Source organism: Nonlabens marinus S1-08 (genome assembly GCF_000831385.1).
Classification (GTDB): Bacteria; Bacteroidota; Bacteroidia; order Flavobacteriales; family Flavobacteriaceae; genus Nonlabens; species Nonlabens marinus.
This window is the reverse complement of record NZ_AP014548.1, coordinates 1,862,327-1,874,546: the sequence shown is the minus strand read 5'-3', so window position 1 is coordinate 1,874,546 and position 12,220 is coordinate 1,862,327. Positions and strand designations below refer to the sequence as shown.

The 12,220-nt window shown below is 39.0% G+C and carries 14 protein-coding genes; 7 read left to right on the top strand and 7 right to left on the bottom strand.

Translation table 11 applies throughout. From position 1 onward, the window contains the following. Positions 1–2: 2 nt before the first annotated feature. From NMS_RS08610 to NMS_RS08590, 5 genes are all read right to left on the bottom strand, one after another. Positions 3–605 carry a LemA family protein gene (locus NMS_RS08610; protein WP_041496335.1) on the bottom strand — a complete coding sequence of 201 codons (603 nt, stop codon included), beginning with the start codon at positions 603–605 and terminating at the stop codon, positions 3–5. Between the two features lie 53 nt (positions 606–658). Continuing rightward, positions 659–1,444: a helical backbone metal receptor gene (locus tag NMS_RS08605; RefSeq protein WP_231862374.1), complete on the bottom strand. Its 786-nt coding sequence runs from the start codon at positions 1,442–1,444 to the stop codon at positions 659–661. A 41-nt stretch (positions 1,445–1,485) separates the two neighbouring features. Beyond that, on the bottom strand, positions 1,486–1,641 hold the full coding sequence (locus tag NMS_RS08600) for a hypothetical protein (protein ID WP_041496333.1): 156 nt from the start codon (positions 1,639–1,641) through the stop codon (positions 1,486–1,488). 456 nt (positions 1,642–2,097) lie between these two features. After that, positions 2,098–4,683 carry a M56 family metallopeptidase gene (locus NMS_RS08595; protein WP_041496332.1) on the bottom strand — a complete coding sequence of 862 codons (2,586 nt, stop codon included), beginning with the start codon at positions 4,681–4,683 and terminating at the stop codon, positions 2,098–2,100. A gap of 2 nt (positions 4,684–4,685) precedes the next feature. Further along, positions 4,686–5,045 carry a BlaI/MecI/CopY family transcriptional regulator gene (locus tag NMS_RS08590; RefSeq protein WP_041496331.1) on the bottom strand — a complete coding sequence of 120 codons (360 nt, stop codon included), beginning with the start codon at positions 5,043–5,045 and terminating at the stop codon, positions 4,686–4,688. A 243-nt stretch (positions 5,046–5,288) separates the two neighbouring features. On the opposite strand from NMS_RS08590, the gene NMS_RS13510 reads away from it, so the two are divergent. Beyond that, positions 5,289–5,768, top strand: coding sequence for a hypothetical protein (locus NMS_RS13510; protein ID WP_052476864.1), 480 nt, complete (start codon positions 5,289–5,291; stop codon positions 5,766–5,768). Continuing rightward, positions 5,758–5,964, top strand: coding sequence for a helix-turn-helix transcriptional regulator (locus NMS_RS08580; protein WP_041496330.1), 207 nt, complete (start codon positions 5,758–5,760; stop codon positions 5,962–5,964). Before NMS_RS13510 ends, NMS_RS08580 begins: the two co-directional genes overlap by 11 nt. Before the next feature lie 383 nt (positions 5,965–6,347). Here NMS_RS08580 and NMS_RS14065 read toward each other — a convergent pair whose 3' ends face one another. Next, positions 6,348–6,479: a hypothetical protein gene (locus tag NMS_RS14065; RefSeq protein ID WP_262491889.1), complete on the bottom strand. Its 132-nt coding sequence runs from the start codon at positions 6,477–6,479 to the stop codon at positions 6,348–6,350. A gap of 114 nt (positions 6,480–6,593) precedes the next feature. Continuing rightward, positions 6,594–8,081: a hypothetical protein gene (locus NMS_RS08570; protein WP_148311362.1), complete on the bottom strand. Its 1,488-nt coding sequence runs from the start codon at positions 8,079–8,081 to the stop codon at positions 6,594–6,596. 124 nt (positions 8,082–8,205) lie between these two features. Here NMS_RS08570 and thrS point away from each other — a divergent pair, with 124 nt between their 5' ends. The 5 genes from thrS to rplT all read left to right on the top strand — a co-directional run bounded on the left by thrS (position 8,206) and on the right by rplT (position 12,093). Continuing rightward, complete coding sequence (gene thrS / locus NMS_RS08565; RefSeq protein ID WP_041496327.1) at positions 8,206–10,152, top strand: threonine--tRNA ligase; 1,947 nt, start codon at positions 8,206–8,208, stop codon at positions 10,150–10,152. Between the two features lie 64 nt (positions 10,153–10,216). Beyond that, on the top strand, positions 10,217–10,729 hold the full coding sequence (infC, locus tag NMS_RS08560; RefSeq protein ID WP_262491894.1) for a translation initiation factor IF-3: 513 nt from the start codon (positions 10,217–10,219) through the stop codon (positions 10,727–10,729). Between the two features lie 109 nt (positions 10,730–10,838). Further along, positions 10,839–11,276, top strand: a complete 438-nt coding sequence (locus NMS_RS08555; RefSeq protein WP_041496325.1) for a hypothetical protein — start codon at positions 10,839–10,841, stop codon at positions 11,274–11,276. Between the two features lie 170 nt (positions 11,277–11,446). Continuing rightward, complete coding sequence (gene rpmI / locus NMS_RS08550) at positions 11,447–11,644, top strand: 50S ribosomal protein L35 (protein WP_041496324.1); 198 nt, start codon at positions 11,447–11,449, stop codon at positions 11,642–11,644. A gap of 104 nt (positions 11,645–11,748) precedes the next feature. Continuing rightward, positions 11,749–12,093, top strand: coding sequence for a 50S ribosomal protein L20 (gene rplT, locus NMS_RS08545; protein WP_041496323.1), 345 nt, complete (start codon positions 11,749–11,751; stop codon positions 12,091–12,093). The last annotated feature ends 127 nt before the right edge of the window (positions 12,094–12,220 follow it).

Here is a 12,220-nt window from a genome sequence, read left to right as displayed (position 1 = left end):
GATTAGTTATTAAATAAATCGCCTACGTTAGGCGCATTTTGCGCGCCTTCATCTGCCTGGAAATAAGGAGATTCATCAAATCCAAAAATGGAAGCTAACATGGCTCCTGGGAATTTTTTAATCCTAGTATTGTAAGCTCTAACGTCCTCATTATATCGATTACGCTCTACGTTGATGCGGTTTTCTGTACGTTCCAATTCATTGATCAATTCCTTGAAGTTTTCATTTGCTTTCAAGTCTGGGTAATTCTCATAAGTAGCTAATAAGCGGCCTAGACCACTAGAAACGGCACTTTGTGCCTGACTAAAAGCTTGAATACTTTCTGCTGTCAGGTTAGATGCGTCTACGTTGATACTGGTAGCTTTAGCTCTTGCTTCAATAACTCCCGTCAATGTTGCTTGCTCAAACTCTGCATATTGCTTTGCAGTTGAAACAATGTTAGGAATAAGGTCAGAGCGCCTTTGATAGCTGCTTTCCACATTAGCCCATTGGGACTGTACTTTCTCGCTTACCGTTACCGTACTGTTATTCCAAGACACTCCATAAATCACCAAAATGATGATGAGAACTACGGCACCTATGCCGAATATTTTTCCACTACTCATAGTTATTTCGTTTAGTTAGTTGGTATAATTTGAAGCTTGAAAGTTACATTTAATCACCGAGAATTTGTCACAGACTCCGCTTCGATTTGCGCTCTGAGTTCCTTAAAATATTCCGGTGACTTCAGCATCCTGCTGCCATACCAGGAGAATAATTCGCCATTGACGATAAGGCATTGAGGTGGTTTTTTTTCCGCTTTCGCGAAAGCGGAACAAATTTCAACGGCATCGCTTGATTTGAAATTATAAGGTTCTGACGAAAGCAGGACCACTTGAGGCTCCAGCCGAACCAGGTCCTCCAATTCTAGTTGTGGATAGCGCGTTTGAGGCGCAACGGCATTCTCAAAGCCTGCTTTTTCCATCATATCATGTATGAAAGTATCAGTGCCGATGCTCATATATGGATTTTTCCAAATCAAATATATTGCTGGGATGGGTTTTGTTATGGGTTTGATGTTTCTGAAAAGCGCATTGATTTTACTAGAAATAGTAGAAGCTGCGGCAATAGTATCTGTCAATTCACCCAACTGCTGTATCATTTCTAGAGATTCTTCCAGCGTGCTGATGTCAGAAACATAGGTAGTCGCGACCGTGGAGCAGAAACCCACCATAGCTGACGTGTTTTCTTCCTTATTGCAAATGATAAGATCTGGCTCTAGGTCCAGAAGGCGTTTATTGATAATTTTCTTGGTTCCACCGACCACACGTTTTTCCTTCAAAGCCTGTGGCGGGTGAACGCAATATCTGGTAATCCCAACGATTCGGTTTTCTAAGCCTAAATCATACAGCAGTTCCGTAATGGATGGCACTAAGCAGATGATGCGTTGTGGAGGTTTATCCAACTGAATTTGCCTACCGCATTGATCTGTAAGGCTCGCAAACACTAATCCAGTGCGTTTTTAGTCACCCAGGTTTTGTAGCCTATGAGTGCCATTTGGAGTTTCGAAGCCTTGGCAAGATTAAAATTTGGATCCTTGCTGTAGCTGGGTAGGATTTTCTTGTTGAGCTTTGAAAGTGTTTTGAAAATTGATTTTTTCATATCTCTAAATCTAGGTAAATCTGTCTTAGGCTTTTGCTAAGGAAACGTCAAAGATGGATTAGAGTTAGGGTTTGTATTTAGAAAAATCTGAACATAGAGTATGGAGTATAGTGTTTTTGACGAGCGACTTGCTCGATCATCGCCTCGCTTTGATCTTGCTGACGTATGACGAACGACTTAAAAAGCTCCTGCTACTTGTCACCCTGAATTTATTTCAGGGTCTCACGGAGCGGAGGTCAAATCTAATAGACTACAAGGCCAGGAAACCCGTCGGTTATTTGGTAACCTCGATATCGTTCCGCTGTTTCAAGAGATACTGAATTAGAGAAACCTTCGGCATCATCGAATTCAACAGGACAAGAAACAACAATGTCAGTCTGAGCTTGTGGAATACCTTTAGAGCAGTATATAACTACTCGCCGTCGACAAGCTCTGTCTGACATTGGGAATTACCTTTTAAAAAGTTACCGCACTTACTTGAGGTTCTTTATCTCTGTTGTTTATAGATATCGTTAAACTCTTTATTCCATTTCTAGGTTCAAAAGTATAAGATGTACCGTCTAGGTCAAACTTAAGTTTTGAAACTTCATTGCCTTTCTTCCTAAACGTTTTAAGATTAAAATTATAGCCTTCTTTTTTAAGCTTTTTCTCTAGCAGACTCATTTCTGAATCAGTGAATTCATCTATCGTTATTACAAAAGAAACTTTTTTAGTTGGTGAAGAACTAATAGTGGTTTGTCTTTTTGGGAACATTTTATTGTGAAGCTCATCTTCTGTCATTTTCATTTCTTCAGCACTTTTTAAAACAATCTCAATCAATCCGTTTTCTACCTTTGATCCATATGCTTTTGTAGCTGCCTCTCCTTTTAAAACATTGATTAATTTAATAGTTTGGGGATCAATGTCTCTGAATTCTTCTTCAGTTATTTTTTTGCCATCAACGGTAATGGATGGATATTTATCAGAGGTAAGACCTCGCAATCCTTTAATTTCAATAGGCGTGTATATGGTAAGGCTTTTGTCATCAGGATTAAATTTTGCAGATTTAGCTGAATATTGAATACCTGCAGAAGAATCCTTCTTTTGAGAACTAGATAACTTTGTGGTGACTATAATAACCCCATTTTCACCTTCTTTACCATAAATTGATGTTGCCGATTTGTCTTTCAAAACACTAACTGATTCAATCCTATTCGGATTTAAGTTTTTGAATACAGATTCTTGAACAGCTTGTCCATCAAGTATAAATAACGGTGAAGTAGAAATAGAATTTGAAGAAAGAAATCCTTCGTATCCCTCTCTAGGTGTTTTGCCTTGATAAGCGTAAATGGTATTTCTCTGATTTTTCAACATAGAATCTCTCCACTGCTCCCGATCCTCACGAAGAATGAATACATTCTTTCGTAAAGAATCTCTCATCACCTTCATTTGATTTCTTATAGAATCCATATCCGTTTTTTTAAGTTCCTGCCGAGCTACACGAATGGATTTTTTCATTTCTCTTTGCATGGAGTCCATGTTCATATTTTTGAACTCTCGTTGCATTTCCTTCAGCTGTTTCATCATTTGCGCATCCATTTCAGGAATGTCCAAATTTGCCAGTTCGATTTTCATGCGTTTCAATGTAGCTCGCAAAGAGTCCATTTGCTCATCATCCATCTTTAGCTCTAACTTTGTAAGATTTAAATTAGGAATCATAGCTTTCAAATCAGCCCACTGATCACTGGATTGAATCACCGTCATGTTAGGACTATCACAGTTGCCCATATTCCAGCTTTTTCTTTTCTCGTCAATAATTCCAGTGATGCAAATCGTTGGAATGGCGGTATCATCTGTATAGGATTGCGAGCCTTTAAAGCCACGATTGTCATCTAACTGTATATTGATAGATGTAATTTTTCCATCTTTATATTTAAGATTGCTGATTTTTAAATCGACGTTATGATCTGATTTCAGTTGCTTTTTGATTCTTTCAAGGCTTTCTTGTGTAGTAGTCGGTGGGATTTTGAATTCGATTTTTTCTTCAGTCACCTCGCCTTTATTTTCTATACTATCTCCTAGACTACTAATTTGCGTTTCATCCTGCAATGGTTTGACAGCTGCCATGTTTTCAGAGTTAGACGCTTCCTGATTTACCATACTCTTTTTCATTGCTGTTTTCACATACTCTGTCTTTGTCACCGTATTGAAACTGTACAGGAATAATACAATCACAGGCAGTATCAACGCATATTTATAAGCGTTCCAGGTTTTTGAAGTTTCTTTTTGTAGCATTTGAATTCGTTTTTTAATGAATGGTGTGAAAAAATTGTTGGCCAGTGCAGGTTGCATGTGACTGGCAGCACTGGAAAGTAAGGTGCGTTCGTAGCTTATGCCGGTGGTGTTTTCTACTTTGGCATGGGCATCTGCTATAAATTCTAGGTTTTCTCCTATCTGTCGTTTGAGCCACCACGCTAACGGATTCATCCAGAAAATAGCACAGTACAAATGAGTTAGTAATAGATCGATGCTATGCCACTCCCGCGCATGAACTTGCTCGTGTTTCAGGATCAAATCACTAGCAAGGCTGTTCTCTTCTTTTTCGTAAAAACAGATGTAGTTAAAGAAGCTGAAGGGAGTCACCTTTCGCGAAAGCGATATTCTCACAAAACCATCTTCTATCCTGCGTTTACCAGCACGTATCAATCTGGACAAGGACAGCAACTCGACTGTCATTTTGCCCAGAAAAAATAGGCTGATTGCGGCGTATAAGTATAACAACATTTGATCGATATCCAGAACTGGTTGCTTCACTGGCTCCTGTAAAACGTAAGCCATAGGCGTCATTAATGGCTGTGGCGTTGCGGTGACAACTGGTTGTTCTACATAAACTACCTGTGTGATTTCTATTAAAGGAAACCCTATACTAGCAATCATACCAAACAATAAAAAATAGCGGTTGGCTCTAAAAAAGGTCAGACGGCGCAACAAAAAGTGATAGGTCAACACAAAGATGCTGAGTACCCCTGCGCTTTTCAACAAGTAAATGAATGCTTCTTCCATGGCTAGTCTTCTTTAGATTCAATCATTTCTAGGATTTCTCTCAGCTCGTCAGCACTGATTTTCTCTTCTTTAGCAAAAAAGGAGACCATATTTTTATATGAATCGTTGAAATAACTAGTCATGGCGTTGTTAACGAACTTATTGCGGTAACTGGATTTATCAATGATAGGATGGTACTGGTGTGTTTTGCCATATGCCTCATAACCTACATATCCTTTTTCCTCTAGCTTACGCACTACTGTAGAAATGGTATTGTAATGATTAGACCCCTCGAGTTGTGGTACTATTTCTTTTACAAAAGCCTTCTCCAGATCCCAAAGAACCTGCATGACCTCTTCCTCTTTTTGAGTTAACTTCTCCATAGTTTCTTAATTTGAGCGTTTCTCGGCTAAGCCGAGATCCGGCTTTCGGCGCTACGCGGTAGCTTGCCTCAACCTGCCTGCTGGCAGGCAGGTCCCTAACACATTTCAAACATATAACTATAAGTCCAGTTATCAAACTATTTTTATAGTTATTCAACTAAATCAATCGTTTTGTATGAAATAAGTGAAATACACATTACTTTTTGTAAAGTTTGTTTTACTTTTGGTAAATAATTTTAGATCATGAGCGCAAACATCCTTTTTCCGAATACATTGAAAATACCTTCACTTATTATTTTCATTCCGTGTTTTCTATTCCTTGCAGCTGAAATGCTTTTAGGTATTGAATTAAACTGGATGGAACTAGAAGTAAGCCTTCCTGTGGTTACTGACAATCCTTTATTTGGCAGTCGGCAATTTTTTGTTTGGGTAGAACGAGATATAGCAGATCTATTACTTTTAAGTATCGCCATCATTAGCGGTGTTGTATTTGCTTTCTCCAAGGAAAAACGGGAGGATGAAATGATTACAAGCATCCGCAAGGATTCTCTTATCTGGGCATTTTATTTCAACTATGCTGTTTTGATCATCAGTATTTTTTTGATTTCTGGATTTGATCTATTCCTTGTTCTTGCCCTTAACATGTTGTCCCTTTTAATGTTCTTTATCGTCCGATTTCAATGGCAAAAAAGACTGCTTAAAAATTCTCTTGATGCAGAATAGTTTGAAAGTATGGAGAGCTAAATTCTCCTTGACCCAACAAGATCTTGCTGATAAAATTCAAGTGAGCCGACAAACCATTAACGCAATGGAAAAAGGGAAATATGTACCTTCTACAGTGCTCGCTTTAAGACTGGCTCATGTTTTTGAGACCGGCGTTGAAGATATCTTCAATTTAGAGAGCAGCGACTGGAATTGATTGAAAAAGTTTAGAAGTAACCACAAAAAGAAGGCTTTAAGCATGCTTTTTCGTTTTCATTTTTAAGCTGCCTCTAGAGGCTTTTCTTCTAAGTTCAACAATTCATCTGCTGCATTTTTAATGGTTAATTACTCTATATCTAAATTTATAGTGCAACCCATTCAAAATAGTCATGCCCATTACTGGCAGTTCACTAAGTTCCGTAGGTATAACCAAAACGGTACGCTTCATGGCGTCAAAAATTAAGCTTTTGGATTTGTGAACTTCATAACTGTATTGCTTTGCAGACATAAAAAACATATCCCTGATCCAGCATTTGGAACGAATTCCAAATGTAAACCCGTTATCAGATGGTTATTGAGTTTGTAAGAATTGAACTTAGTTTAGATCCCGTGGTTTTCTTTTAAACTTTGGATCATCTCAAACAGGCTGGTGCGATTATCCTGTGCTGTGATAAGATATTCTGTGGCTTGTGGTGCAGCCGTTGTCGTTTGCGCTTCTGCGTAAGCGAACATGGAGACACATAGACAAAAGCTCACTACCTACATCCTCATAAGAATATATTTATCATGTGCAGTCTAAGTAATAAATAATAACACGGTTTTGCGATTAGCTAGGTTTTTGAACCACTAGCCAGCACTCGCAGGTACTACTCGCGATAGCAATTGTGGTTGATCCAATTCTATACGTATAGAAGAGATTCCTGCTGGATCTTGAAACACAAATTCATCCCCTTGTAGTTGAAAGATTAATTCTACTAATACCCCCTTAGCATTACGGGTTTCCCGAAGTATAGCTGCTTCAAAGTTGAGGGTCCCTATATCCATAAAAGCAGCCAGTAGTTCTCGTGGGCTTAAGCCAGCTTCTATGGTAAACTCGTGAGTGGTATTGAATTGAAGTTGGATTTCAGCCTCCTGTGAGGGGTATAGTAATTCTCCGTATTGATTTACGGCTTGACCTACTTGGTTTTTTACCATTAAGGAATTGGCCTGATATAAGTAAGTGTAACGTTTACCGTTGATTTTCAATTCACCGCTCATAGGTGATTGTGACAGCTCCTTATTAATAGTAAATAATATTCTACCTAGGGCATCAAATATGATCGTGTAGCCTTCATAGATTTGATAGGAACACTGGTCTGCAGCAAAGAAGAGAAATCCTTTTTTCTTAAGCGTCTCATTACCTTCTTTGCCCAAAAGTGCTGTACGATAAGCTTTTAAGTTTTCAGCCGTTTCAGCTTTTAGACCTTGCTCTTCAATTACTTGTTGTTGCTTTGCAATAAGCTCCCTTGCTATGTTCTGGGCTTGAATCGTGGCCTCTAATTCTTTTTGTTCTCTTTCTAGTTGTTGTTGTAATCGCGCCTGCTGATCTCTTAAGGAATCTCTTTTAGCTAGTGCACGCTCATTATTATAGTCTAACTGTTTACGCTCGCGTTTCACCGCGTTAGTTTCTTTTTCTAATTGCTTTAATTCTTCTCTAGCAATCTGTTGTTGCTGTCTTAACATATCAGTAGCACTGACAATTTCATCTTGCCGCTCCTCCAGCACTGCTACATTAGTTTCTTTTCTGGCTAACTCGTTTTGAAGTTTCAAACTATTTCTGGCTCGGTCTCTGGCTACTGCATTCTCCCTCAACACCTCCAGTTGTTGCTCTCTTACATTGACTTTGGCAGGAGAACTGTTGGTAGATACTACAGTTATTAAATCCGCTGGCGTAGTATCACCACGTATTTTTTCAGCCACCGTGGGGGAACTACAAAGGCCGAAAAAGGTGACACTTCCCTCCACTGATACATTTAAACAAAGGTCAGATATACCAGTTGAGGCCTCTGTTTCAAATTCAGAAACTTTGCCAGTAGCATCAGTAAACTTGAAACCTAGACTATTGATTCGATCACTGCTACGTCTGTAAGCCGTGAGTTGTGCTTTGACCTGATGCTCATCAGCCAGAGACTTGATAATGTCAAACAGCTCTGTCCGTGTCGTATTTTTAGTAAAAGTTATGGGAGAATTTACTGCTATAGATGTGTCTGATTGTGAGTTCGCTTTCGCGAAAGCGAAAAAAATCAGAATCGTGAACATCTTCAAACAATTGCACTCCCCTACAAATGCATTCATTTTAAATAGTTTAAGTGTATAATATTACAAACTATTAATGAAAAATCATCTGCAGTAATGCTCGAATTTTTGAGTTGGCTATCCCATCAAAGAGTGTAACTTTGTGAGTTCATATTTTGTAGTTATGATCAAAATCACACTGCCAGATGGCAGCATTAAAGAATTCGATAAAGGGGCGACTCCCATGGATGTTGCCATGAGCATTTCACACGGGCTTGCCCGCAATGTGATCAGCGCAAAATTTAATGGTATTAAGGTAGAAACCAAAACCCCATTAAACGAGGACGGAAGTCTCGTACTTTACACCTTTAACGATGACGAAGGAAAAGAAGCCTTCTGGCATTCCTCATCACACGTGATGGCTCAAGCGGTAGAAGAATTATTCCCTGAAGCAAAGCTGACTATTGGCCCAGCGATAGATAACGGCTTTTATTACGACATCGATTTTGCCGGTCGCTCCATCACTGAAGCGGATATTCCCGCTATCGAGAAAAAAATGATTGAGATTGCGCGTGGTAAACACGAGTTTGAAATGCGCAGCGTTTCTAAAGCAGATGCGTTACAGCTGTATAAAGATCAAGACAACTCCTTCAAAGTAGAGTTGATCGAGAATTTGACGGACGGTGAAATCACCTTTTGTGATCATGATACTTTTACAGATTTGTGCCGCGGTGGACACATTCCAAATACTGGAATTATCAAAGCCGTGAAAATTATGAGTATTGCTGGTGCTTACTGGCGCGGTGATGAAAAGAATCCACAATTGACACGATTGTACGGAATCTCCTTTCCTAAACAAAAAGATCTAACAGAGTACCTTGAGCTACTCGAAGAGGCTAAAAAACGTGATCATAGAAAATTAGGTAAAGAATTACAGTTGTTCACCTTCTCTCAACGAGTAGGTCAAGGTTTACCGTTGTGGTTGCCTAAAGGCGCTGCACTGAGGGAACGTTTAGAAAATTTCTTAAAAGCTGCTCAGAAAAAGGCTGGCTATGAAATGGTGGTGACACCGCACATAGGTTCAAAAGAGCTATACGTTACTAGCGGTCACTATGAAAAATATGGTGCAGATTCTTTTCAACCCATCAAAACTCCTGCAGATGACGAGGAGTTCTTGTTAAAACCTATGAACTGCCCTCATCATTGTGAGATCTATAAAAGCATACAGTGGTCCTACCGTGACTTGCCTAAACGTTTTGCAGAATTCGGCACCGTTTACCGTTATGAGCAAAGTGGTGAGCTGCATGGATTAACCCGTGTTAGAGGTTTTACTCAGGATGATGCTCACATCTTCTGTACTCCAGATCAACTTGATCAAGAGTTTATGGATGTGATCGATTTGGTTTTATACGTTTTCGGATCTCTAGGTTTTGAAAACTTTACCGCTCAAGTAAGCATACGAGACCCTAAAAAACCAGAGAAATATATAGGAGATCTAGAAAACTGGGATAAAGCAGAAAATGCCATCTTGAGGGCTGCCAAGGCTAAAGGTCTTAATTATGTAGTGGAAGAAGGTGAAGCAGCATTCTACGGACCTAAACTTGACTTTATGGTCAAGGATGCTTTAGGTAGAAGTTGGCAACTAGGAACCATTCAAGTAGATTACAACCTGCCAGAACGATTTGACTTATGGTATAAAGGGGCTGACAATGAGTCACACCGTCCGGTAATGATTCACCGTGCGCCTTTTGGCAGTATGGAACGATTTATTGCGATTTTATTAGAACATACTGGTGGTAATTTCCCATTGTGGTTGATGCCTGAACAGTGTACTGTGCTGTCTTTGAGCGAGAAATATGAAAATTATGCTAAAAAGATCGCAGATACTCTTGAAAATCACGAAATTCGCACTACCGTGGATAATCGAGCCGAAACGATGGGCAAGAAAATCCGCGAGGCAGAAATGGCCAAATTGCCCTACATGTTAATTGTTGGAGAGCAAGAAGAGAAGGATGGCACTATTTCTGTACGTAAACATGGAGGAGATGATTTAGGAACAATGACTGCCGAGCAATTTGCAGCCATGATTCAAAAAGAAGTCTCTGACAGTATCAAAACATTTGAAAATTAAGTTTAATTAAAATTATCTAGCCATAGCAATAAGAAGACGCAGAAGCCGCGGACCAGCGCGGATTATCAAAGAAGACAAGCACGCAATCAACGAGAAAATTCGTGCGCGCAAATTACGCCTGGTAGGTGAAGGTGTGGAACCACAAATCATCGACACTAGAGATGCCCTAGCGAAAGCTCAGGAAATGGAAATGGATCTTGTAGAGATCTCTCCTAATGCAGATCCACCAGTAGCTAAAATCATGGACTACAAAAAGTTTGTCTATGAGCAAAAGAAGCGCGAGAAAGCCATGAAGGCAAACGCTTCTAAAGTAGTTATCAAAGAAATCCGTTTCGGACCGAATACGGATGATCATGATTACGAATTTAAAAAGAACCACGCTGAGAAGTTCCTTAAAGAAGGAGCTAAGCTTAAAGCTTACGTATTCTTTAAAGGACGTTCCATTATCTATAAAGATCAAGGTGAAATCTTGCTTTTAAGACTGGCTCAAGACCTTGAAGAGCTAGGTAAAGTAGAGCAAATGCCTAAAATGGAAGGGAAACGTATGAACATGTTCTTAGCTCCTAAGAAGAAATAATCACGTTGCTCTAGTGTATAGATCACTAGATTGACAGAAAATAGATAAAAGACTGTTCCAACTCGGGACAGTCTTTTATAGCTTTGGCTTGTTTTAAAAAAGCATTCAAATGAGTTGTATTCTAAGAGTTTCGGGAGAAAAATTTAAGGTTGATGAATTCCTGTCATTTTCAAAATTAAACGCTTATTCCATACGTAGAATAGGTGAAAAAAGGGATCCTAGAATGAAACTGGATTCTGAGTTTCATGAAACAAGTGGTTTTCAACTGGAAGTAAGTAATGCTGATTATAATGATTTTGACAGGCAAAAAGCAGATGCCGTAAATTTCTTGAAGCAAAACTATAAATATCTTAGTACGATAAGTACATATGGTATGCACACAGGAAAAGAGGACTCTATCTATTTAGATTTTGCTATCGAGAATCTGTATCCGGATTTTTATATCCAAACAAAATTCTTGGAACCTGAACTTCTCCAACTAGCAGGTAATCTTAATATCGAAATCGCATTAAGTTTATACGAGCCTGATAGCGATGAGGAGGAATAAATCCTCATAATAAAAAGTAATCTTAATAATTAAGATTAGAATAAAAAACCTACTTTTGCAGTCCTTAAAATTAATGGGGTTCTTAAAGCTGATTCGAGCGGTAGTCGAGAATAGCGTTTTGAAAATCACAATTTCAATATTAAGGATGCGAGAATTTAAAAAAGGAACTTATGCCTAAGATGAAAACAAAATCCAGTGCTAAAAAGCGTTTTAAGCTTACAGGTACAGGAAAGATCAAAAGAAAACACGCTTTTAAAAGTCACATCCTGACTAAGAAAAGCAAAAAACGTAAACTAGCTTTGACGCACGATACACTTGTGCACAAAGCAGACGAAGACAATATCAAATTACAGTTACGTCTTAAGTAAGACCGTAATCTTGTAAACCTTGATGGTTTATTAATTATTTACAAACCCAGTAAACAGGCTTTTTAAGAATCAACAAAGATCGCCTGCTACTAAAAAATTAAATTATGCCAAGAGCTAAAAATAGAGTGGCCAGTAGAGCCCGCAGAAAAAAAATAATGAAACTGGCCAAAGGTTACTTTGGAAGACGTAAGAACGTTTGGACGGTTGCTAAAAACGCAGTGGAGAAAGCGATGGTTTACTCCTACCGCGATAGAAGAAACAAAAAAAGAACCTTCCGCGCATTGTGGATCACGCGTATCAACGCTGGTGCAAGAATGCATGGAATGAGCTACTCACAGTTTATGGGAGCGGTTAAGAAGAACAACATCGAGTTGAATCGTAAAGTTCTTGCTGACCTTGCAATGAATCACCCAGAAGCTTTCGCAGCTGTAGTCAATCAAGTAAAATAAGGTGTAACCACCTCTCGCATTTAAGGAAATCCCGACCAGCAATGGTCGGGATTTTTTATTTTGACCTTGATAGGAATTTCGCTTTCGCGAAAGCGAAATCATAGACACCTTCCTGCCCTTCTTTTAA